This window comes from Pontiella sulfatireligans (assembly GCF_900890705.1).
In the GTDB taxonomy this organism is placed as follows: Bacteria; Verrucomicrobiota; Kiritimatiellia; order Kiritimatiellales; family Pontiellaceae; genus Pontiella; species Pontiella sulfatireligans.
Genome location: NZ_CAAHFH010000002.1, coordinates 2,107,410 through 2,130,026, shown reverse-complemented (window position 1 = coordinate 2,130,026; position 22,617 = coordinate 2,107,410). Strand labels below are relative to the sequence as shown.

General features: G+C 55.0%; 18 protein-coding genes. 4 read left to right on the top strand and 14 right to left on the bottom strand.

Features of this window, described 5'->3' with window-relative positions; all coding sequences use genetic code 11:
• The first annotated feature begins 24 nt into the window (after positions 1-24).
• A complete protein-coding gene (hemB, locus tag SCARR_RS21700; RefSeq protein ID WP_136063734.1) occupies positions 25-1,005 on the top strand; it encodes a porphobilinogen synthase in 981 nt (326 codons plus the stop codon).
• 5 nt (positions 1,006-1,010) lie between these two features.
• On the opposite strand, the gene SCARR_RS21695 is transcribed toward hemB, so the two are convergent.
• The 3 genes from SCARR_RS21695 to SCARR_RS28380 are packed head-to-tail and all read right to left on the bottom strand — an operon-like array spanning position 1,011 to position 1,921.
• Positions 1,011-1,370, bottom strand: coding sequence for a hypothetical protein (locus SCARR_RS21695; RefSeq protein ID WP_136063733.1), 360 nt, complete (start codon positions 1,368-1,370; stop codon positions 1,011-1,013).
• Positions 1,371-1,422: 52 nt separating this feature from the next.
• Positions 1,423-1,650, bottom strand: a complete 228-nt coding sequence (locus tag SCARR_RS21690; RefSeq protein WP_136063732.1) for a VF530 family protein — start codon at positions 1,648-1,650, stop codon at positions 1,423-1,425.
• Positions 1,643-1,921 carry a hypothetical protein gene (locus SCARR_RS28380; RefSeq protein ID WP_168433519.1) on the bottom strand — a complete coding sequence of 93 codons (279 nt, stop codon included), beginning with the start codon at positions 1,919-1,921 and terminating at the stop codon, positions 1,643-1,645. The genes SCARR_RS21690 and SCARR_RS28380 overlap by 8 nt, the downstream gene beginning before the upstream one ends.
• Before the next feature lie 97 nt (positions 1,922-2,018).
• Here SCARR_RS28380 and SCARR_RS28375 point away from each other — a divergent pair, with 97 nt between their 5' ends.
• Entirely contained in the window at positions 2,019-2,423 is a 405-nt protein-coding gene (locus SCARR_RS28375; RefSeq protein WP_168433518.1) for a tyrosine-type recombinase/integrase, read from the top strand.
• 132 nt (positions 2,424-2,555) lie between these two features.
• On the opposite strand, the gene SCARR_RS21680 is transcribed toward SCARR_RS28375, so the two are convergent.
• From SCARR_RS21680 to SCARR_RS21670, 3 genes are read right to left on the bottom strand one after another with little or no spacing between them, the layout of a single operon-like run.
• Positions 2,556-2,843, bottom strand: coding sequence for a YidH family protein (locus SCARR_RS21680; RefSeq protein ID WP_136063730.1), 288 nt, complete (start codon positions 2,841-2,843; stop codon positions 2,556-2,558).
• Positions 2,844-2,873: 30 nt separating this feature from the next.
• Positions 2,874-3,758, bottom strand: coding sequence for an HAD family hydrolase (locus SCARR_RS21675; protein ID WP_136063729.1), 885 nt, complete (start codon positions 3,756-3,758; stop codon positions 2,874-2,876).
• Position 3,759: 1 nt separating this feature from the next.
• Positions 3,760-5,517, bottom strand: a complete 1,758-nt coding sequence (locus SCARR_RS21670; protein WP_168433517.1) for a sodium:solute symporter family protein — start codon at positions 5,515-5,517, stop codon at positions 3,760-3,762.
• A gap of 180 nt (positions 5,518-5,697) precedes the next feature.
• On the opposite strand from SCARR_RS21670, the gene SCARR_RS21665 reads away from it, so the two are divergent.
• On the top strand, positions 5,698-7,233 hold the full coding sequence (locus SCARR_RS21665) for a hypothetical protein (RefSeq protein ID WP_136063727.1): 1,536 nt from the start codon (positions 5,698-5,700) through the stop codon (positions 7,231-7,233).
• A 16-nt stretch (positions 7,234-7,249) separates the two neighbouring features.
• Entirely contained in the window at positions 7,250-8,653 is a 1,404-nt protein-coding gene (locus tag SCARR_RS21660) for an ROK family protein (protein WP_136063726.1), read from the top strand.
• Positions 8,654-8,674: 21 nt separating this feature from the next.
• Here SCARR_RS21660 and SCARR_RS21655 read toward each other — a convergent pair whose 3' ends face one another.
• The 8 genes from SCARR_RS21655 to SCARR_RS21620 form a co-directional block, all read right to left on the bottom strand.
• The gene (locus SCARR_RS21655) at positions 8,675-9,790 is read right to left on the bottom strand and encodes an ATP-binding protein (protein WP_222846393.1); all 1,116 of its coding nucleotides are present in this window, start codon (positions 9,788-9,790) and stop codon (positions 8,675-8,677) included.
• A gap of 168 nt (positions 9,791-9,958) precedes the next feature.
• Positions 9,959-10,993: a LacI family DNA-binding transcriptional regulator gene (locus SCARR_RS21650; RefSeq protein WP_168433516.1), complete on the bottom strand. Its 1,035-nt coding sequence runs from the start codon at positions 10,991-10,993 to the stop codon at positions 9,959-9,961.
• A 39-nt stretch (positions 10,994-11,032) separates the two neighbouring features.
• Positions 11,033-11,818: a glucosamine-6-phosphate deaminase gene (nagB, locus tag SCARR_RS21645; RefSeq protein ID WP_136063724.1), complete on the bottom strand. Its 786-nt coding sequence runs from the start codon at positions 11,816-11,818 to the stop codon at positions 11,033-11,035.
• Position 11,819: 1 nt separating this feature from the next.
• Positions 11,820-13,823: an alginate lyase family protein gene (locus tag SCARR_RS21640; protein WP_168433515.1), complete on the bottom strand. Its 2,004-nt coding sequence runs from the start codon at positions 13,821-13,823 to the stop codon at positions 11,820-11,822.
• A gap of 8 nt (positions 13,824-13,831) precedes the next feature.
• On the bottom strand, positions 13,832-15,568 hold the full coding sequence (locus tag SCARR_RS21635) for a sulfatase family protein (RefSeq protein WP_168433514.1): 1,737 nt from the start codon (positions 15,566-15,568) through the stop codon (positions 13,832-13,834).
• Between the two features lie 17 nt (positions 15,569-15,585).
• Positions 15,586-17,982 carry a polysaccharide lyase family 8 super-sandwich domain-containing protein gene (locus SCARR_RS21630; protein ID WP_136063721.1) on the bottom strand — a complete coding sequence of 799 codons (2,397 nt, stop codon included), beginning with the start codon at positions 17,980-17,982 and terminating at the stop codon, positions 15,586-15,588.
• On the bottom strand, positions 17,982-21,038 hold the full coding sequence (locus SCARR_RS21625; RefSeq protein ID WP_136063720.1) for a chondroitinase family polysaccharide lyase: 3,057 nt from the start codon (positions 21,036-21,038) through the stop codon (positions 17,982-17,984). The genes SCARR_RS21630 and SCARR_RS21625 overlap by 1 nt, the downstream gene beginning before the upstream one ends.
• Before the next feature lie 148 nt (positions 21,039-21,186).
• Positions 21,187-22,605 (bottom strand): hypothetical protein, encoded by a 1,419-nt coding sequence (locus SCARR_RS21620; protein ID WP_136063719.1) that lies wholly within the window; start codon positions 22,603-22,605, stop codon positions 21,187-21,189.
• Between the last annotated feature and the right edge of the window lie 12 nt (positions 22,606-22,617).

Below are 22,617 nucleotides of genomic sequence, written 5' to 3'. Positions count from 1 at the left end.
CTCGTTTAAACAGTGGAGAAGCCCATGTTCCCGGAAATCAGACTCAGACGCCTGCGCCAAAGCGCGGGGATCCGTAAAATGCTCGACGCCCCCCTGCCCGGCCCCGAAAAATTCATGTGGCCAACGTTCGTGATTAATGGTGAAGGCCAGCGCGAGCCGATCGACTCGATGCCCGGCCAGTCGCGCCTGAGCGTTGACCAGCTGCTGATTGATCTGGAACCGGTTGTCGACTCCGGCGTCGGCAGCGTGTTGCTGTTCGGCCTCGCCGACGAGTCGCAAAAGGATTTCCAAGGAACGGAAGCCTACAACGAAAACGGAACCGTACAGCGCGCCATCCGCGCGGTGAAAGGCAAGTTTCCGGATCTCGTTGTGGCGGCCGACGCCTGCGTCTGCGCCTACACCGAACACGGCCACTGCGGCCCGCTGACCGACAGCGGCAACGTCGATAACGACGCCGCACTCGTAAACCTCGCCAAAATCGCCGTTTCGCACGCCGGCGCCGGCGCTGACATCGTGGCGCCGAGCTCGATGATGGACGGCCAGGTGCTCGCGATCCGCGACGGGCTGGACGAAGCCGGCCTGACCGATACCATTCTAATGAGCTATTCCACCAAATTTGCCTCGGCCATGTACGGCCCGTTCCGCGATGCCGAAAAATCGCAGCCCGGCAAAGGCGATCGCAAAGGCTACCAAGCCTCCTACCGCGATCTACGCACGGCGCTGCGGGAATCAGAACTCGACGAAGCCGAAGGCGCCGACATGCTGATGGTCAAGCCGGCGCTGTTCTATCTGGACGTGCTCGCCGAAATGCGCGCCTCCACCGATCTGCCGATTGCGGCCTACAACGTCAGCGGCGAATATGCCATGCTCCACGCCACGGCCGACCGCGGCTGGGGCGACCTCAAGGGCATGGTGCAGGAATCCACCGCGGCGCTCGTGCGCGCCGGCGCCGACCTGCTGATCTCCTACTGGGCCAACCAGTACGATGAACTCTTCAAGGATTAGGCTGTTCAGCGCAAATAACGCGGCGGAATTTTGGATACCGGAATGAATTCCGCTGTGGTCGTCCCGTCTGCATGGAAACGCACTACTGCCAGAACGGGCTCATCAGGGACCGGTTCCAGCATTGGAAATACAAATGGTCCGGACTTGCAGGGCTTCCCGCGATAGATCCACGTCACCACAACGGGAAGCTGCTGGCAGCTGCGCAAAGGAAAGGTCGTCCCGAAGAACCCTTGCGGAGAAATATAGCTGCAGGACGCCGTCGCCCCCGTCGCCTCTACCCAAAGCTCCGCATCGCGGATCTCATAGTCCGTTAGATTGCGAAAGCCGCCACCTTGGATCTGCAGCTTCGGCTTGCTTTGCAGCATCCCTGAACGGCCAGCACAATAGAAACCGCCAGAAAAGCGCTCCACAGCCGCATCAAGGCTGCTCCTCGAAATCCGTCAGCATATAGAGCGCTTCCACCTTCTCGCGCGCCCACGGCGTCTTGCGCAGAAACTTGAGGCTCGATTTAATGCTCGGCTCCCAGTTGAAGCAGCGGATGTCAACCTGCCGCCCCAGCTCGTCCCAGCCATAATAGTCCACCAACTGCGTCAGCAGCTTTTCGAGTGTAATTCCATGCAGCGGATTGTTCGGCTGGTTATCCATTAATCAATGCCCCTTGTCTGGCCAGACTAGTTTTTCTGCGTTCGGATCTCTTTAGAATAACGATGGCCGTCGGATCCACCTCGAGAACCATCTCCAGCACATCGCCGGATGAAGAAACCGTACAGGTGGAACAAGTCAAGCAGGCGCCGTTGCAACGCGACTGCCCAAGCCGCACGCGGCCCGCTTCGTCCAGCTGGTTTAAAAACGCCTGCATTTTTTCGGGCGTCATCTCAAAGCGCGACGTCAGTACATCCATGATTTCATTCAGCATACTTTTTCTCCGGCGACCTCTCCTCCAACCGTTGAGCGGGAATACCTACCTGCATTGCCCTATCCGTGCGAGCCTTTTTTACGGCGATTTGGGCTGCATGACAAAAAAAGGCCTCGCAACCGCCAAAGAACTTGAATCGGTCTTTGCCGTGGCAAAAGGTGACTATCACGCCCTGTTCATGATTCTCCTCTATACCGGCCAGCGGCTGGTGGATTGCGTTAAACTCGAATGGCAGAACATTGATTTTGAAGATGGGACGCTTTCAGTTGTCCCCAAAAAGACCGCTCGGCGTTCTGGGAAGCCCGTCTATATCCCATTGCTGCCCCAGCTTAGACAGGAACTCGAATCGAAGCTAAAGGCCCATGCATTCATCCTTCCGGAACTTGTTTCTCTTTATGGCCGCGACATTGGAAGCGCCTTGTCCAAAGAAATCAAGGCCGTTTTCAAAACCGCCGGCTGTGAAACACTGGTCAAAGGCCAGAATGGATGCGAACAATTTTGAGTTAATTAGAGGGGAAATTCTACTACTAGGATAGAGCCTATTTTACCGGCATAGAGGGCTAACGAGCTCCCCCGCAGATGAACTGCCTTTGCTCGTGACCCACCCTCTTAGTTGAGAGATTTCCGGAGGGCATCATTCTTCGAGTTCAGCATACACCTGGAGCAGTCTCTTTCTTACGGCTCCAAAACGCCATGTGCCGGCAAGGGCAACCGCCCCCCCTAGTGACAGGAGAATAAAGCCCAAAATGACCAGCGCCTGTTCGTTCGGGAAAATTTTTACGAGCGTGCCACCCGCAGCGGACAACGCAATGGCGGTACGTGCATATGAGAGCAACGTACGCTCATTGGCCAACACGGTTCGGTCGTATGCGAGATGGTCCCGCAGAATCATGTCGTTCGGATTTATTTTTGAATATGGCATACAGTCTACTCGCCTCCTTAAATCTTCATATTAGTCCCAATGAGGTTCGGCCGGAAGAGCGGCATCGAACTCGGCGAGGAGTTGCTGCTGGTAGTCGCCGGCAAAGGTGCCGGCAAAGAACTTTCCGAGTCCTTCGGTGAGCAGGCGCTGCCAAGACGTTTCCTCCTTGCCGGGAATGATGGGATAGTAAAGCGCGTCGTTGGCTTCGGCGGCCTTTTGATCGCCTGGAGCATCGCCCACCATGAGGACGCGGTCCTTTCCGTATCCCTTGCCCTCGGTGGCAAATTGAATGTGTTCGGCCTTGGTGCCATGCTCCTGCCCTGCAATGAGCGAAACATAGGGCGTCATATTGTTTTCTTCCCATTCCCGTTCAAGCGCTTCGAGCGGGGTTTGGGACACGACAATCATGTCGGCCTTGCTCTTCCCCTCCTTGAGGACTTCCATTACGCCAGGGAACGGGGTCATACCGAAAACCATGTCCTCGACACGGGCGTTAACCTCTTTGCTCCAGTCGAGCATGATGTGCAGGTCTTCGTTTCCGTTTTCAACCACCTCGGCTTCGAGCGCAGGATTCCCGAGCTGGGTTTCGCGCGCTATCCATGCATCGAGTTCCTTGAGTTCCAGAGGCTGGAAACCGCGCGCCTTTACATCTTTGCGTTCTTTGAGCAGGTCGCGGAAGTATTGGATGGCCAGGAATCGGTTGCAACCGCGGGTCTTGCTGTAGAGATTGACGAAGTCCCACACTTCGCGGGCGGCCTTGCTGACGGGCTGGCAACGCATGTGCTTTATCATGGCTGGACAAAAGCATTCCTTGTGCTTGAGCTCCATGGTATCGAACGCACAGCCGTCGCTATCGAAGCCGATGAAAAAATCGTTCTTCTTCGTGAGGGTTTTAAGTTGGGCAACATAGTCCATTCTAAGATTCCTTCTTTTGAATTCGTTTTCCAGCGAGCAGCATCAACAGACCGATGCCGCCGACAAACCCGGAAATAGTGAGGATTACCCACCGCCCCGCTACCGTGTGGACCGGGAAGAGCAGCAACAGGAAGAGTCCACCAAGCAGCAAGGCGAAGCGGCCAATCATGATGAGCTGGAAAGCATCGCTGTTTGAGCCGACTTCGCTTTCGAAATCAATGGGCTTCTCCATGCGCTCATAAAACGTCTTCGTGGCTTCGCGTTCTTCATCGCTGACACGGTTCCAGAACAGCCGGGCAATCAGGAAGCCAACGACGCCGCCAATGAAAACGCACAATCCCTTTTGCTGGTAGGAAAAAACGAGGTCGGTGTTGGCCGAGATGGCCCAAAACACCAATGATGGAATATAACCGCCGGCCAGCGATGAAAGAATCGCCCAGCGCGGCACCTTGCGAATGAACAGAAAGAGCACCAGCGGCGTCACCTGCGGGGCGATCAGCTGCGCCACAACCATCAGCATCACATCAAAGATCGAGGCGCTTTCGATCGTCGAATAGATCAGCGCAACTCCGATCACGACACCACCCGCAATAACAGTGGTGATTTTGCCGAGCACCAATTCGCGGTCAGGGTTTATCGGCTTCATCTTCAGCAGTTTGCGGTGTGCCGGCAAGAGATCGCGGATAATCAGCGCCGCGTTGCGGTTAAGGCCGGTGTCGAGCGAACTAATGGCGGCGGCAAAGATGGCCACAATCATAATGCTGAATGTCCCTTTGGGCAGCAGCTGGAAACTGGTGACGGAATACGAATATTCCACCGCCTTGGCCGGGAGTTCATGCATAGCCATCACTTCTGATTCGAGAAAGATGCGCGCATAGATCGGCGGCACGAAAAACACAACCAATCCCATTAGCATCATCACCCCTGCAAAGATGGAGGCCTTTCGCGCCTCGCGCCCATCCTTGGCCGAAAAATAGCGCACCCCTTGGAACAGGCTCGACTGGTTGAAAAACTGCACAACGAACGCAACCATGAACCAAGTCAGGCCATATTTTGCCGACCAGAACGTCTGGCCATCAGGGATCGGCGTGATCATTTTCAAATCACTCGCAGCCGATGACGATTTGATCGCGCTGAAAAACTCACCAATTCCGCCCGCATTCATGAAGCACAGCACCGTGACAATGATGGTGACGATAATCAGCACAAGACCTTGAACAAAGTCGTTCGCCATTACCGCCCAGTTGCCGCCAACAGTGCAGTAGACCACAACAACCATGCCCACTCCGATGATGAGCCCCTGCACGGGAACGCCCGGCACCAGCGGCGTGATGAATACGGCCAAGGTGTAGAGGCCGATGCCCGCCCACATAAATCCGTTAAGCACGAGCAAGTGGGCAACAATCTGTTCCGACGTTTTGCCAAAGCGCTGCTTAATGACTTCTGCATAGGTGACCACTCGCATCTGTCGATACCAAGCCCCGAGAAAGACAGCGGCCAGGATGAACCCGCTCACGTTAGCGAGGTAGATGGCAAATGGACTCCAGCCCGCCTTATAGATGCCGGCGGCGTTGCCAACGAAGGTGTAGGCGCTGATGCCGCTCATGAACATGCTAGAACCGACCATCCACCAACTGCCCTTGGCGCCAGCCTTAAAATAGTCGCCGCCCGTTTTAACCAACTTGCCGAACGCAATGCCGATGAGCACCAGCACCGCCATGTAGACACCCACAATAATTAAATCCAAACTCGATCCCATTCCCGTTTCTCCAGTTTCCGGTCGTTTGCAGACAATGTGGATGAATGCTAGCACCGGCAAAAGGCAATCTAAAGTTAAACCGTAAACCATGGGTGCTTTACGGATAAACCTGCGTTTTGCGTGCAGAGTGCATCTTTTTCATTCAGGTTGTCGCCAATTCAAAGCAATGGAGCTTTATTAATGAAAAAGAATGAAAAACTAAACACCTACTATGGCGACATCCACAACCATTGCGGCGCGAGCTACGGCCACGGCCCGGTCGAGGACTCCATCGCCAACGCCAAGATGCAACTGGACTTTCTTTCCGTCACCGGCCACGCCCTGTGGCCCGACATGCCTCGCCAACAGGCCGGCATGGAGCGCCGGATCAAATACCACGAAGATGGCTTCAAGAAACTCGAAAACTGCTGGGACCACTTTGTCGACGTAACCGACAAGGCCAACGAAGACGGCAGGTTCGTTTCCTTCCTCGGTTACGAACAGCACTCCTGCCACTCGGGCGACCAGACGGTCATGTACCGCGACGGCAAAGGAAGCATCCTCAAAACCCAAACCGTGCCCGAATTGCGCGACGAACTGGCCAAGCTTAACGAGCAAGGCATCGCCTGCATGACCTTCACCCACCACATCGGCTACAAGCAGGGTTTCCGCGGCATCAACTGGAAAGAGCACAAAGACCATCCCCTCAGCCCGGTCGTCGAACTCTTCTCCATGCACGCCTGCAGCGAGAGCGACGACACCGCCTACCCCTACCTGCACTCCATGGGGCCGTGCGACCACGACAGCACCTACAGCGCCGGCCTCAAACTTGGCCGCATCGTTGGCTGCATGGCCTCCACCGACCACCACAGCGCGCACCCCGGAAGCCACGGCCACGGCCGCCTCTCCGTCCGCGCCGAAGAGCTGACCCGCACCGCCATCTGGGACGCCATCCTCCAGCGGCGCACTGTTGCGCTGACCGGCGACAACGTCGAAATCGACTTCGCACTCAACGACGCATTCATGGGCGATGTCATCGAAGAACCGAACGCCAAACGCAACATACAGTTCAGCGTCAAGGCCGGCGGTGCCATCCGCACGGTCGAGCTGCTGAAAAACGAAGAGGTGCTGCAGCACTTCTTCGTGCCGAAAACCACCGAGATCGCCGAAGGCACAGGAACAGTTCGCGCCAAGATCGGGCTGGAAGTCGGCTGGGGTTCGCGGGGCAAGACCGTGCTTTGGGATGCCTCCATCAAATTGCATGATGGCCGCATTCTGAAAGCCGAGCCACGCTTTAAGGGTTCCGAGGTGGTTTCGCCCACCGACCACGAAGACGACTTCCGCTTTTCCGAATGGAAGCAGGACGGCGAACAATCCATCCAGTTCAAGAGCAAAACCGTCGGAAACCCCACCCCGGTCACCAACTCAAACCAAGGCTTTTCGCTCGAAGTCGAAATGCCTGCGGATGCCGTAATCGAGCTGACGCTCAACGGCACAACCTTCAAGCACACCCTGCGCGAGGTGGTTGCCGGAGCCCGAAGCGGCTACATCGGCGGCTACGGCACCCCGGCCTACCGCATCGTCGCCGCCCTGCCGGAATCGTACGAATTCGAAACCCAGATCGAAGATGCACCTGCAAAGCAGCCGCTGCCGAACGGCATGGATGTCTACCGCCTGCGGGTCGAGCAGTATAACAAACAGTGGGCATGGAGCAGCCCCATTTGGATTGCCCAATAATCTCTGGAGTTGAGACATGACAAAATCGCTATTGGAAATCACACCCGCAACCAAACCGCCGCTGGACAAAAGCTTCTGCCCCGCCATCCTCGGAAACCGCAACTACCGCAACGCGGTGGCGCAGGCGGATAATTCCAGCCCTATGCACATGGCCCTGGAGCGCACCGACGGGTGCGTGGCGCGGGTTGATCTTCAGATTTTCAACCCCGGCTCTGAACACGACGCCGACACCATCCGCTATGTTGAGCGGCAGATTAAATCCCTGCTCTGGGCCCGCGGCGGATCCGTCCTCTATCTGAGCGGTCCGGCACAAGTCTGCAGCGCCATCCGCGAAATCTATTCCGCCAACGGTGCACGGGCATACGACACCAACCGCATGGATGTCATATACGACAACGGCTTCGACATCCGGATCGTCGATGCATGCGACGTGCCGGACGCCAAGGAACAGAGCATCCCCATCGGCGGGTTTCTCGATGGGTGCCGCATTGGGTTCGATCTCGGCGCCAGCGACTACAAGCTCTCCGCTGTCATTGATGGAGAAGCTGTCTTCACCACCGAGATCCCGTGGAACCCCAGCATTCAGACCGACCCGGAATACTACTACAAGCACATTGGCGACGGCCTCAAACTCGCCGCCGAACATCTACCCCGCGTCGACTCCATCGGAGGAAGCGCGGCTGGTGCGTATGTCGGGAACATGGCCAAATATGCCTCGCTCTTCCGCAACATTCCCTCCGAAAAATTCAACCAGCGCATCCGCCCCATCTTCCTAAACCTGCAAAAGGAATGGAATGTCCCGTTCGAAGTGCTGAACGATGGAGAAGTCACCGCACTTGCCGGAGCCATGTCGCTAAAGAAGAGTTCCCTGCTGGGCATTGCCATGGGTTCCAGCGAAGCCTCCGGCTTTATCAACAGCGACTCGCTCTTCACCGGGAACTACAACGAGCTCGCCTATGTCCCCGTTGATTTCAACCCCGACGCAGCGATTGATCCTGTAGCCGACGACATCGGTTGCGGCGCGCAGTATTTTTCCCAGCAGGCCGTCGCCAAACTCGCCCCCGAAGCCGGATTCGACTTCCCCGACGAAATGCCCTTCCCAGAACGGCTCAAAGCCGTCCAGGCGAAGGCGAACGCGGGCGATCCCGCCGCACTGGACATCTTCACCACTATCGGCATCTATCTCGGCTATGCCCTGCCCCACTACAAAGAGTTGTACGACTTCAAGAATGTGCTGATCCTTGGGCGCGTCACTTCCGGACGGGGCGGCGAAGTGATCATTGAAAAAACCCAGGAAATCCTGGATACGGTCTTCCCTGAACTTGCTCAAGAAATCGAACTTCATGTGCCCGACGAACAAAGCCGTCGCGTCGGTCAGGCCGTTGCAGCGGCCAGCCTGCCGCAGTTGGAGAGAATTTGAACCACGCGAGGCGTTCCGGCATCACTCAAAAATAGTCGGCAGCATTGTAATCGGCAGCGTGTTGACATTCTCTGCAATCGGCCATGAATCGTTGCCCGGATAGATAACGAATGCACGATCACACTCTGTATCCTCCATCGCGTTCCAAAAGCCACGCGCCAGCTTCGGTGACAGCGAACGTTTAATTTCAATGGCCGTAAGCTGACTGCGGCCAGGCAATTTCAACAACAGATCAATCTCCGCGCCGCTTCGCGTGCGGTAATGGTACAGCTCCGTTCGAAACGGCATCATTGCAGCAACTTGTTGAATAACAAACCCTTCCCACGAATGTCCGCAAACGGGATGTGAAAGGAGTTGATCCTGCGTGTCGATCCCGAGAAGGCGATGAACCAATCCGCTATCCGAAACATATGTTTTGGGCATTTTCATCAGCCTCTTTCCAATGTTTGGAAGCCATGGCTGGAGTTGTCGAACCATGAAGGTGTCTGTAAAGACATCCAACCAACGGCGTACCGTTTTATCCGTAACCCCCAAAGATAATGCAAAACGGCTCGCATTGAACTGCTGCCCCTGAGAATGCGCGAGCATCGTCCAAAAACGCCGAAGCTGAACAGACGGCAACGAAAAATTCAGTTCATTTAGATCCCGCTCCAGAAAGGTGCGGATAAACATCTCGAGCCAATCCATTGATTTCGAATCGCTATGAGCCAGTACTGATGAGGGAAATCCTCCTCGCAACCAAAGCCTATCCTCCGAAACGCTCCCCGACAGTTCAAACAGGTTAAACGGCTGCAACTCATGATACCTAACCCGACCCGCGAGCGACTCGGATGACTGCTTCAAAAGGTCAGGAGATGCCGATCCCAAAAGGAGGAACCGCCCTGAAATTCGGTTTTCATCAATCAACGAACGAAGAACCGGGAATAATTCCGGCGCCCGCTGAACTTCATCCAAAACCACCAAGCGATCCTGAAGAGGTCTGAGGAAAAGTGTAGGATTCGACATGCGAGCCAGGACATCGGGGTTTTCGAAGTCAAAATAAACGCTCTCGGGAAATACAGTTTCCAACTGTTTGGCCAATGTAGTCTTACCCACCTGGCGCGGCCCAAGAATTCCAACCGCCGGAAAATCGCTCAAACTATCCCTAATCCTCAGCTCTTCCTGTCGAGTTATCATGACGAAACAATGCCCCACCATCATTTAATGTCCAGAATATAACATGGTTATTTCGGAATTAAGATCCGAATTATCCATCTTGTTCCCCGGCAGGAAATCGACATGCAATGGCTCCGTCTCTCGGGAAAATCAGGCAGAGGGCTGCTTCGCGATCGAAGCGCCCTCACCCCAAGTGGAGGGAATCTGGATGACGCGCGGCATATCAGGAACGCCGCGGTCATTGTAATACATCAGCTGCACCAGCTGCTCAACCGCAGCCGCGCCAAGAACTGAGGCATTTTGATCAATGCCGGCAATCCCGCCATCGGCCTCATAGCGCGACAATGTGACCAAACCTACATCTCCCGGAAAATCCAATCCCAGTTTTTGGAGTGGTTCGATGATATTGAGGTCTGAACTGACAATCACATCAGGCGTATATTTCTCGTACCATTTTTGAAGCGCCTTTTCATCTACTTCGTCGCATTCGAGCACGGGAATGATGCCGCGTGATTTTTGGGCATGCTCAAAACCGTAGAAACCCGAACTCCACAGATGCAACGTTCGCAGGTCGCTCTGTTTGTTCAGCAGCAGTCCGGGGCGTTTGTAACCCATGTGCTTGAGCTCGCGCAAGGCGAGTCGAATGCCGCGATATTGGTCGGGACACACCCGGTGCATGTTGGGGCTAAGCATCGAATAGCCGATGGCCATCACCGAAAACTCTTCCCAATCAATATTCAGGTGTCCGCCCGCTTTCAAAAGAGGAGGCACAATCACCCCGCTGATGCCGCGCGTTGTAAGAATCTGCGTCAGACGTTTTCCGGTCATCTTTTTTTGGTCCAAATGGAAGCGTTCCAGCTTGAAGCCCAGTTCCGATGCACGGCGGTCCATGCCTTGCCACGCCTTGAGGTGATAGCTGTTCGATTTAATCATTTCCAAATCGTGGGTATAGATCGCCGCCAAAGGAACCGCCGCCATGGATTGGCGCGACTGGTTCAGGTTCGCCATAAGCGCCGAGAGCATCGGATGGCGGCGATAGCCCAACCGCTCTGCGGCTTCACGCACCTTTCCTTTGGTGGCGTCCGAAATGCGCGGATGGTTGCGCAGCGCCAACGACACGGTAGTGGGCGTAACGCCGCACTCCTTGGCCAAATCCTTTAAGGTCACGTATTTTTGTTCACTCACGGTCTCAACCTTACGGTTGCAATTGCTAAATCCCAATCTCTAAATTCTAAACTCATCCCATTCGGGTTCGTTTTCATAAATCCATTTGAAATATTCTTGATCCTGCAGCTTGCTTGCGGCCGCTTCGTCAACAACGACCACACAATGCGGGTGGAGCTGCAAGGCCGATGCCGTAACTCGCGAAGTCACAGCACCCTCGACCGATTCAGCCAGAATATCCGCCTTCCCCTCACCCGTTACCAATACGAGCGCACGACGGCTTTCGAGGATTGTCCCAACGCCCATGGTCATTGCGCGCTTCGGCATCGCACCCGTTTTGAACAAGGGGCCGTTCTGAGCTATCGTTTCAGGAGCGAGTACTTTGTCGCGCATGCGCGACATCAACGACGAAAGCGGCTCGTTAAATCCAATATGCCCGCTTTGCCCAATCCCCAGCAGCTGAAGGTCGATGCCGCCGCAGGCGCACATCTTTTCTTCGTACCCCCGTGCCTCGGCTTTCAAGTCGTCGGCTGTTCCATCCGGAAGATGCGTGTTTCCGGGTTTGATATTAATGTGCCGGAACAGGTGTTCATCCATGTAGTGGTGATAGGAATTCACGTCGTCCTGCTCCAAGCCGATATATTCATCAAGGTTGAACGTACGACAGGCTGAAAAATCCAGCGCTTCATCTCGGTGCATCCGCGCCAGTTCGGCGTAGACCTTTTCCATCGTTCGCCCCGTCGCCAACCCCAGCACCAAGTCCGGTTTTTTGCGCACGGCCTTGGCGATGATCCGGGCGACCATGCCGCACGCGACCTCCTCGTTTTCACGTATGATGACTTCCACGCTACAGCTCCGTTACCTTCAAATTCATTTTCTTTTTCGCCACATCCAATTCCACGCGGTATTCCCGCCCATCAACATCCAGCAGAAATCCGTCCTCCACAACAGATGCCTCTACCTTAGGCGCCGCCCCTGCCGGATATGGAACCAGTGCGGTCAGGAAAATCGCCCTATCCTCTGCGGCCGTTTTTTTCATTCTATAGCTCCACGCCGGGCGTGTTTCCTTGACCTGCGGCTTGAAGGAAATCCACCCCTCCTCTTTTTCAACCGTAAGCGCCTTGCCTTGCGGGAAACTCTTCACCAACAGGTTGGCCCCTTCATCGAAACGGGTTTGCACGGTCAAGCCGGAGACGGCATAGTTGCAACAAACCAGCTGGTAGTGCGTGCGAAGCGTTCCGGTGGCAGCCCCCATAGCCTCGTCCAGTATCAGAAAATATTTATTATCGATAAACAGCACCGTTCGCCGATGCCGCAACTCCGGATAGCTTTGATTTTCAATAACAAGTGCAACCAGGTTCTCCGACTCGCTCCACATGATCAATTCCGGCTCCAACGCAATGTTTTCATTATTAAGCGTCAGTGTTTGGTGCACTTTTGTGCTACGGAACCAGTCGCGCCAGCGCTGGTCTTCGACATCTGAGCTGCCGTACATATAGCTGCCCGAATCGTTCATAAAATTGCGCCCATGGGCATACAGTTCAAACGTGCCGTTATCGATCTGGCTGTGCCATTGCCCGCCCGCCGCATTTTTCATCACCATGAAAACCGCATTGGAACTCCACTCCGATCGCATAAAATAAAAGCCGCTCTCCGAATAGGCTACGTTGCGCTTTGCCGGAGGCTCGCCTTCCGCTCCGCCAGACACCATGTAGTCGAAATAGGGAATGTCATCCTTGAAGGCTTTCAGGTTCTTGCGGTACAGGTCGCCGGGGAAGCGCGGTTTCCAGGCATCGCCGAACTGGCAATCGGTGAAGTCGGGGAATGATTGGTAGGCATAAATTTCCGCCATCTTGAGAATGCGCGGATAAAAATCGACCGGCAGGCGGTCGGCATAGCCATGCTTGCTGAACATTTCATACGCCTGCGCAAAAAGGCCGACATACATCTTGTGATAGCTAAAGACGAGCTCACGGTTCATTCCATCTGGGTAAACCTCCTCGTCCATCATCGCCGGGAGACGTTCCACCGCGTCGTTTTTCCAATGCTTGGAAGCCTTGAACTCCGGGAAGTTGATCCCGTTCATGAACACCACGCTCAGCTCGCCCAGCAGATGATTGCCCTTTGCCGAATAGACCGTGCGTATATGCTCCGCCTGTTCATGAAAGCTCATAAGAAAAAAGCCAAGCGTCTGTGCGTCGAAGTTTGACGACTGAAGCATATAAGGAAACACTTCCGTCAACCGGGCGCAGCGGTTGTAGGTCTCCATGCCGCGCCGAATAAATTTTGGTGTTTGCTTAGTGATGGGCAGATTATCCTCTACCCAATCAACCATCTCATAGCGCCACTCGAAAAAATAGTTTTCATCGCCCGTCACGGCATAGGCATGCGCCAGCGCCGGCCACCAGGTCAACCGCTGAAACTGATAATACCACTCCGCATCATGGATTTCCTCGCCATCCACAAAGGCACGACCGATCCAATCAATATCCGCACTCCGGAATATCGGCGGATGAGCATCGCGATTGCCCCGGAAACGATGCTCCATGGCATCGGCCGCATGAAGCGCGTCCTTTTCAGTCAACCTTTCAATCGGTTTTGGGATGCGCGTTTGACGGAAATAGGCGAGCAGCTCCTGCTCCGCCGAGACAAAGTCTTCCGCCTCTGCAGCCGACTTTACTTTTCCCAAGCCTTGAAAATCGAGGTCAAGCAACGGAAGCACATGGGCTATTCCAAACTCCGCGCTGGACGGTTGCTCCGCCCAATGCATATTGAAATGTTTAACGTGCCGCTGGACGTCATCCGCCGTCGCGCTTGAAACCAGCAGCATGGCCAGAAGAAAAATCATCATTTGCCGCATTACTTAGCTCCAAATTCGCCGAAGGTGTGCGGTAGTTTTTTCAGCTGGGAATCAAGCTGTTGCTTAAGCTGTTCTAGCCGCTCTTTATTCTCCGGATTGGCAATCACATTGTTCTGTTCGAACACATCGTTGCCAAGATCGTAGAGTTGGTCAGGATCGAAATAGTGGGGGAAATCCTGATCGGCATTGAAGCGCACACCCATGCCGCTCGCAGGATTGGTTGTTCGCCCCGACCAGCCGACGTGGCGGCGGCCATCGCCTTTTTCAGCGGCGATACGGTCGGCCTCCATTTTTTCGAGCACCTCCTGCGGCGGACGGTGCGCGATGTATTTCCAATCCTTTGAAACAACGGCGCGGCTGTACGAGGTTTCCAGCAGGAGGCTGTCGCGCCACGCGGCGTTTTTTCCGAGAATTGGAAAAAAGTTTCGGCCATCAACAACGGCATCGGCGGACGGCTTGGAACCGGCAGCATCCAGCAGGCTGGGCAGCATATCAATATTTGAAATGATACGCCCTTCCCGTGATCCGGCGTCGATGTGCCCCGGCCAGCGGATAACGCCCGGCGCTCGATGCCCTTCGTGGACGGTGAGTTTTCCGCGTGATTGGTGATCGGAGAGAAACAACACGATCGTGTTTTCAGAAAGCCCGGTTTCGTCGAGCTTGGTGAGCAATGCGCCGAGACTGTCGTCGATCCAGGTGGCCATCGAATTCTGCAAGGGCAAACCAGCTTCCTGAATGCGGCGGAGCACGCTTTCCCGAGGAGGCATGCCTTTCGGCTTTTCGCTCAGCATGCCAGCGGGAGTGACACGCCAATCCTTCTCCATCCAGTCCTCGAAATATTGTCCGTGCGGGGCGGTGATGGAAAAGTAGAGGAAGAAGGGCTCCTCTTTGTTTTTATCAATGAACTCCAGCGCGCCTTCGGTCAGCCACTCCAAATTGTGCGCCTTCATGTGCTTGGGAATAGGCAGCTCGCCGTAGTTGGCGTAGTAGAGGCGGTCAACCACGTCGAAGCCGGAGATGCGCTGCACGCGCTTTTGCATCACGTCGTAGATGCGGCCGATTTCCTTCTGCACCGCCGGGTCGCCATAGTCGGCCGTCGGCTGGAAATAGGATCCCACCAGCTGGAACTCACGAAGGCCCTTGGCTGTGCCGTTGCGGGTGTGATGCCCGCCGTATCCCGAAGCGAAATCAATCTCCGGGATGTCGTAGTCGTTCAGATGCCACTTGCCCACCAGCCCGGTTTTATAACCCGCCGCCTTGAGATCCTTCGCGAGGTTGTTTTCCTGGGGATCCATGTGCGAATTCCAGCCGAGGAGCGGCGTTGTGCCCGGCGGTGTTTCGCTGATCAACCGCGACGACCGCGAAGCGTAGCGGCCGGTCAGCAGGGAGTAGCGGCTCGGCGTGCAAACCGACGTGGTAAGATAGAAACGGTCGAGCACCACGCCCTCGTCGGACAGCCGCTGAACATTAGGGGTCAGCACGGTCGGATTTTTATAATAACTCATCTCGCCGGGCTTGAGAAAGCGCCCGTTCTGAAATGCGGTAACCGGGGAAAGCTCGGTTAGGTTTCCGGTCATCTTTGCTCCGGTATAGCTTGGGAACTTTTCGGTGTCGTAGACCGAAACCTGGTCAAAATCCAGATCGTCCACATACATTAATACAATGTTCGGAGGCTGAGCGGAAGCGCTGCCAACTACACCCAACATGAACGAGAGACTGATAAACTTTTTCAACATAACATTTCCTTTCATGGCTAAAATGATTCCAATCCCGTCTGGACACTCTGCGCATCAATGCACGGGAACTCCAACGTTGTTTTAGAGGCAGAAGATTCAACAACCTTCACAACGCTTCCGCTTTCGGGCTTCCATTTTCCGCGCAACGTAATGCGGATGGGCTGCGGCGTGCTATCGGCATAGAGCAGAGGAAGCGCCTTGGCCTCCTCTATCGAAAACTGCCCGCCCGGCGGAACCCGCCCAAAATCAGGATTGCAGACACTCACCGTCAGTCCATCCTTTTCCTTGCGCAGCATGACGAGCCCGGGCTTATCGACCTCAACGAGCGTCGTATCCTCTACCAGTCCGGCCTCGAACAGCGCGTAGCCAACGATTCCTTTCTTCGGATGAGATACAATGTGCGCGCGATTGTCTTTTTTAAGCACGCGATAGGATGGCTGGTCGACATAAAATGCGGCCCTCTCTGCGGTGGCCTGAACAAGCACCGCATATTCATAGCCATCGTTTTCCGGCGTATTGCCGTGGTCGAACCATGCGACGGCATAGGTGCCCGAACTTGGATTGCCCCGGTCGGTCTTCGACTTCTGCATTCCATGGCTGCTTTTCAGGCTTCCAATGTTTGGAACAAAATAAAAATTGCCGACGCCGTCGCTCAGCAGCTTCTTATCGCCAATCCGTTCGGGTGCTTCTTCCACAGCGGTTTGGAACAACGTCGTATGCACTTCGCCGGTATCATTCTTTGCGGAGATGCCCGAACCAAGAGCAACGATCTCATCATCGAAAAAGAAGTATGACTTGCGCGCTTCCAGCCAGCCCTCGCCCATCGGATATTTCCCATCGTTCGACTTGTACTGCTTCTTGTCCGGAACAAATTGATGATGCACGGCAAACAGGCCGCAGCGTCCATCCAAAGAAACGCCCCCCATAAACCCTGATGCAGTCAATTGGCGTTCCGCGGATTTACTCTTGTCCATGCCTAGCACGGGGGCGGTCGCTCCCGGAATATGCTCCCAGTCCCAGCCGTCTTGCGCATAGCCCGAGGCGTTGCGCGAATCCGTCAGTATGGTGAGCGCGGCCGACGAGCCGTGGTAGCCGTAGAGATTCTGCGAAGAACTGCTTTCATAGTTCCAGATATATTTGCTTTGCCCCTTCACGCAAGCCATCCAGCCATCGCGGCGATGCACCGCCAACCCTCCATAGGGAAATGTCCAGAAGCCTTCCGGGGCGGCTTCGGGCTTAATGTGTTGAGCGCCCTTTTCAACCATCAACTCAAATGCCCCGATGCCGCGTTTCGGCACGCGTTTCAGAAAGAATTCATCGGTGGCCAACCGAGCCGGCTTCCAAAGTCGGGAAAACATAGCATCGGTTTCGGGGGTGCCAAGCAGTGCGTAGCCGGTCAGCATTTCAAGAATCGGCGACGAGTTGGACGGGAAACGACCGCCGGTTCCCTGCACCGTGTCATACGTTGATGACATGATCCGCATGGCGCGATAGGCATTCAGCACGGTTTCGGTTTCCGTCTCTGTGTACGCATACTCCGTCCCATCGAGCAGCCACTTCATCACCGCCGCGTCGATAAAGGTCGACGGACTGTATGCGCCGACATAGACGCCTTTATGGTGGTAGCCCGTTCCATCGGGTTTGAACGTATCGGCAAAACCCGGCGCAATCTCCAGCCCCTTTGCGAGCATCATACGCCAATGCGCCATCGTGTCGGCGTCATTCAGCATCAGCGCGTACGGAAAATAGAGGCGGGTCAGCTTACGGAACCCGTCGGAGTTGTAGCCGGAAAACCGGTCGCCCGGAACCGCGTTTCCAGTCTCTGGAAGAAAAAGACGGTTGCACCATTCAAGCGTTTTCATTTCGCGAGCGAAGCGACCGTTCTTTTTCAGTTCATCGCGCAGCAGGAACAATGTTGCGGGGTATCCATCGAGCTGGTTGTAGAGCGTGCCGCCGAAACCGAAAAAGCCGAGGGTTTCCATTGCTGTGTGCGCTTCGTCAACGTCAATCCCCAACTCGAAACCAGGTTTGAAGCCCTTCTCGTTCAGCAGGTCAAGTAGAGCCGTCGCCAACTTCAAGGTTTCAGCACTTTGATAATGCGGGTTATCAACGCCTTCAATCCGATAGCTCATTGCAAGCAGCGGAAGAACATCAAAAACTTTGCGAAGTTCGTTCTGCGATTCCTTGGGCATTCCCGCGATGGCATATTGCCCGGAGCTTGGATGCGCCCGGATTTTTTCGGCAGAGGCATGGGCATCATCCATCTCCGCACGCATGGTTTTCCAAGCGGCAGCCAATACGGGATTTGAATAGTCTGGGGCGTTGCCCACCAACAACTGCTCGTAACGCACTGAGATTGTTCCGGCGTCCGCGGTTGCCAGCAAGCCCGCGACCAAAACAAGCGCCCACTTCATTATTTAACCTCCTTGAAGAGGAGTTCCTTGGTGAAGCCATGTTGCAGTTCAATCTGCACGGTGGTCTTGCCGCGCTTGGCCTTCGCTTTCACGCCGTCTATTTTTTTAGACAGCTTCCACTCGCCGGCGAGCGTGATCGTGGCGGTGTGCGCCTTGCCTTCGGCATGCACGATCTCGCGCGGCATGAACGACATGTTGTGCCCCCACTTTTCCAAACGGAGATCGGGGTCGGCGACAGCAAGCTTAAGCGCAACTTCATTCTGGGCGGCCATGAGCAGAAGCGGGGTATCCACGGCGGAAACAATGCCCTGCCCTTCAAAGCTTGCAGGATCAAAAATGGCATAGGCCGTGACCGGTCGGACAGGACTGATATGTCCGATCACATGAGCAACCGAATCTTTTTGCAGCACCTCGAACGGCACATGCGGTTTTTTCTGTTTGGCATTCACCGCCACCATGTATTCGTAGGAGGCATCCTTCGGGGCTTTGCCGTGGTTGATCCAGGCCCGTGTGTTGGCCCCCTTGCTAGGCTTCCCGCCTTTGCCCCAGGACTTCTGTTCGCCGCGGCGGATCTCCACTTTCTGATCGCCGGGAACAACATAGACGTTGCCGTTGGCATCGCGGATGGTTCCGTTTTCGAAGACGGGCTCGAAATCGACGGTGTTCTGGAAAAGCGTCGTGGCCGTGGCAAAACGCTCGTCGGTGTTTTCGATGCCGGTGCCGAGGCAGTAAATGTTGCCGTCTACAAAGAAATAACTCTTGGTTGCACGAAACGAATCATCGAAGAGGATGCGTTCGTCGTCGGGCGCGACGGTGTCGTGCATCACCATCGAAAAGAACCCGTTGCCCGCCATGGAAACACCGCCGCAAAAGGTTTCATCGGTATAATTGCGGTGCTTGCATTCGAGGTATTTCGGCGTGGCGACATATTTGAATACAGTTTCTTCGACCGGCAGCGCCTTGGTGGTGGCGCCGGGGAGGAAGCCCCAGTGGTAGCCGGTGTCGAGATCCTGCGCGCTACCGGCCAACCCCTCTTCAGGAATAATGAACATCGCGCCGTGGCTGATGTAACGGCCAAGATCGTTTTCGTGCTTGCTTCCCGATTCAAAGTCCCAGACATACTGGCTCCAACCGCGAACACACGCCATCCAGTCATCACGGCGGTGCGTGGAAAAAGCACCGTACGGAAACGTGTAGTGCCCTTCGTCCGGCGCAAGGGTTTTACCGTTCGCTGCAGCGGCAACCTTGTCCATCAGTTCAGCGGTCCCCAGCGTTCCGTTATAGGCCAGGCTTGGGAAGTTGAGCTTATTCAGCTCCGGCTTATAGAGGCGGTTGAAGACCGCGGCTTTTTCAAGATCGACTTCGTCACCGGACAATGCGGAGAAGGCGTAGGCCGGAAGCAGGTGCTTGTCGAGAGCTCTGCGGGTTTGGATGCGCCCGCTTATGCCGGGATGCAGATCGTACGTATTGGCCATCTTGAGCTGGGCGTCAAGCGCGTTGGTTAAAATGGTTTTGGACTCGCCTGATAGCTCGTAGACGGTGCCATCAAGCAACCAGTCGATAATGACCATTGTGTTGAGCATTGAAACGCCATAGGCGGATTGGTAGGCCGAGCGATGGTGATAGAGTGTGTAGTCGGGCTTGATCGTGTCGGAATAGCCCGGCGCGATACCGGTGACATGATTGAAATACCCAACCAGCCCCACCATCGCACCCGCCTTTTCCGGCGAATCTTCCATCAGCAGTACGCTGATCAGCTTGGGGAACGCGGTGCCACGGATAAAGTCGGTGTTCACCCCCTCGTCTTCCGGCGTACTGAATGCGGAGCCGAGCATCGAAAACCACGCCAGCGCGGCAGCATCGCGCTCCATCCGATCCGAGGATTCCAGTTGTTCCTGAAGCAGGAGCATGGAGAGGCCAAAGCTGTTGACGCGGATCATATGGTCCGCCGTTCCGTTCGCGCTGCCGACGGCAAAGCCCTGATCGTTTAGAAAATCAAGAAGCATCATCGCTCGCTCCAAGACCTCCGGATTTTTGGTGACCCTATATTCCAATGCCAACGGAAAGAGGATGTTCTGCCCCACCTCCTGCAGATTCAGCGAGTCGGGCGATACGTGTTCGTCGCGCCCGGAAAACAACGGAGTTCCATTCAGCACGCCATCCTGCTCTGTGATGTTAAGCTTTTCGTAAGCCTCGTTCCCCTTCTTGAAAAACGAACTGAGCGTTTTTTGGTAATCCTTCGGCAAAGCGTCCATCTTTGCGCCGGAGCCCAGCACCAGATATTCCAGTCGATCCCGGATGGAAGAAAAGGCTTTGATTTCAGCCGGACCCAGCTTTGCGGGTTTCATTAGCTGGCGCCCTTTATCATATTCCAGAATGGTATAGGAATCGTAGCGCTCATGGGTCGGCTTGTTGTTCGTTACCTGATAATCCGAGTGACGCTTGAGCGACATGCAGGAAACAAAGTTCACCCAGTCGATATTCAGTGCGCCGGATGTTCCAGAACTTGGAACCAGCGCCATCGCAACCATCGCTTCCGGCCCTTTGTACCCCGCAACCTTCGCATCCTGAGCAAAATGAACCCAGACCGCACGCCAACCTTGAAAGTCGAGATTAACGGGAAATTTGTAGCGGGGACTATCGAGCGCAGCGCTCGCGTCGTTCCCCACCTGAAGAAACAGTTTCCCTTCCTTGGAAGGTGTTGCGTTATAGAGCCAGAGCTTCACGCCGCCTTCGAGACCCGGCCCAACATATTTACGTTCATACTTTTCCGGGCTGCCGCCTTCGTACGGTTCGCAGGCCTGCTTCAGCCCTTCCGGATTTTCCAGCAGCAGATAGCCGCCGTCGTTCCATTTCCAAAGACTGGACCTTCCCCCCACTTTAGCTCGTTTTCCGCTGATTTCTATAGAGCCGTTTGTCGCGTTCCAGCCTTCGATTTCCGAGGGACTTTCGAACGAATATGTTCCGGTCGTAATCTTTTCGGCGTATTCATTAAACAACCCGCCAAATGAAGCAAACGGCAGGGCAACGAGCATGGCAACAATGGTTTTATTCATCTGAAATCCTTTTTCGATGGTGTGGAGATAGCATATCCAAGCGGCCTTATCCTAGGAAAGATGCCCTAAGGTTTACTCGTAAACCCAGTGAACAAACAAAAAGCCCGATCACCTAAGCAACCGGGCTGGAGGTGTGAGATGAGAAGCGTTAAATCCTGAAGCGACGGCGAATAAACAACAGGCCGCCTCCAAACAACGCGATCAGCCCAAACGTCGCCGGTTCCGGGATGGTTTCCGCCCACATGTAGGAATAGTTCGTTCCATCTGTGTCTGCATAGAGGGTGACGCCATCGCCATTCGTCCATGAGGCATCCGCATCCGCAACATCGAGGGTTGCAGCCAGCGAATCCAATCCGGAATAGCTCCAGGTCAGCACATCGGCAGCAATCAAAGCCACGGCATCATCATACCCCGTCGCACCGTCGACGTGACGCAGCTTCAATACACCCCCCTCAAGAAACAGAGATTCAGAGGCACTGTCGCCATCCGACAGAATCTCATGAATCTGAAATTCTCCGTCTTCGACAACTATTGAACTGTTTACCGAAGCACCAGCATCACCCAACGACAGTGTTGAGGCTTTTAGATAGGTGTCCTTCCCGCTAAGTGTCAGCGTCCCGGTCGTACTCGCTTCGTTGCCCACTTCCAAGGTTCCCACGGTCATATATCCATCGCTCATTACTAGAACGCCGGAAGCCCCGTTCGCGCCAGAACCGTTGTCCTGATTGCCCAGAGACAAAACTCCACTGACCGCGTTTGTTCCGCCGGACATCGTCATCGTTCCCACCGAGCCTTGCAGATGGCCGACATACATATCGTTTGCATTGATCGCACCGGCGCTCTGGGTGATGCTTCCGTTGCCATCGCGGACCTGAATACTGGAGGTTGTCGCATTCAGCGTTCCACCATTAACCTTCAGTTCACCAGTCGCAGCAGCATTATCCGTGATCCTAAGATTCCCGACGCAGTTCAGCGTTCCGGAAGTCAAGGTCACCACACCATGCGACGAGGCAGCATTACCGACTTGCAGATCATTGTTGAAAGTCGCAGTACCTCCGTTGATGTTAACATAGCCGAATGTACTGCCATCAGCCCCCAACTGCGTGGTTTGGGAAACAGTCAACGAACCGCCGGAGTAGATGTTCACATACCCCGCATCCCCGTCACCACTTTCGCCAACCTCGAAAATCCCCGTTCCAGAAAATGTTGCGGAACCGCCGTTGTTAATGTTCAGCGTGGCATCGCCGTCGGAACCGACGCGGTTGTTGCCGCTGAACTGGGTTCCATCCGATGTCAGCGAACCGCCGTTGTTCACATTGATGATGGATGCACCAAGGGTGGTGTCACCGCGAAAATTAAGCCCGCCGACCACCTCAACTGAATCAATGTCGGCCGTCACGGCGTTCTGAAGACGAGCCAGATCGGTCGCCCCCGGAACTCCATTGTTCCAGTTAGCCGCATTGGTCCAGTTACCAGCTGATGTAAAGCGGGACTCCACCGCCTGCGACTGCATAACTGCAAAAGTGAGAACAAGTCCTGCTGTCACATATCTGCCTTTTTTTATCATTATTTTCTCCGT

What these genes read in the sequence shown, in the direction of transcription:
- SCARR_RS21695 (WP_136063733.1), bottom strand. Translation starts at nt 1,370, where the DNA reads ATGCTGCAAAGCAAGCCGAAGCTGCAGATCCAAGGTGGCGGCTTTCGC.
- hemB (WP_136063734.1), top strand. Translation starts at nt 25, where the DNA reads ATGTTCCCGGAAATCAGACTCAGACGCCTGCGCCAAAGCGCGGGGATC.
- SCARR_RS21675 (WP_136063729.1), bottom strand. Translation starts at nt 3,758, where the DNA reads ATGGACTATGTTGCCCAACTTAAAACCCTCACGAAGAAGAACGATTTT.
- SCARR_RS28375 (WP_168433518.1), top strand. Translation starts at nt 2,019, where the DNA reads ATGACAAAAAAAGGCCTCGCAACCGCCAAAGAACTTGAATCGGTCTTT.
- SCARR_RS21630 (WP_136063721.1), bottom strand. Translation starts at nt 17,982, where the DNA reads ATGAAGTGGGCGCTTGTTTTGGTCGCGGGCTTGCTGGCAACCGCGGAC.
- SCARR_RS21670 (WP_168433517.1), bottom strand. Translation starts at nt 5,517, where the DNA reads ATGGGATCGAGTTTGGATTTAATTATTGTGGGTGTCTACATGGCGGTG.
- SCARR_RS21690 (WP_136063732.1), bottom strand. Translation starts at nt 1,650, where the DNA reads ATGGATAACCAGCCGAACAATCCGCTGCATGGAATTACACTCGAAAAG.
- SCARR_RS28380 (WP_168433519.1), bottom strand. Translation starts at nt 1,921, where the DNA reads ATGCTGAATGAAATCATGGATGTACTGACGTCGCGCTTTGAGATGACG.
- SCARR_RS21640 (WP_168433515.1), bottom strand. Translation starts at nt 13,823, where the DNA reads ATGATGATTTTTCTTCTGGCCATGCTGCTGGTTTCAAGCGCGACGGCG.
- SCARR_RS21625 (WP_136063720.1), bottom strand. Translation starts at nt 21,038, where the DNA reads ATGAATAAAACCATTGTTGCCATGCTCGTTGCCCTGCCGTTTGCTTCA.
- SCARR_RS21680 (WP_136063730.1), bottom strand. Translation starts at nt 2,843, where the DNA reads ATGCCATATTCAAAAATAAATCCGAACGACATGATTCTGCGGGACCAT.
- SCARR_RS21635 (WP_168433514.1), bottom strand. Translation starts at nt 15,568, where the DNA reads ATGTTGAAAAAGTTTATCAGTCTCTCGTTCATGTTGGGTGTAGTTGGC.
- SCARR_RS21660 (WP_136063726.1), top strand. Translation starts at nt 7,250, where the DNA reads ATGACAAAATCGCTATTGGAAATCACACCCGCAACCAAACCGCCGCTG.
- SCARR_RS21620 (WP_136063719.1), bottom strand. Translation starts at nt 22,605, where the DNA reads ATGATAAAAAAAGGCAGATATGTGACAGCAGGACTTGTTCTCACTTTT.
- SCARR_RS21665 (WP_136063727.1), top strand. Translation starts at nt 5,698, where the DNA reads ATGAAAAAGAATGAAAAACTAAACACCTACTATGGCGACATCCACAAC.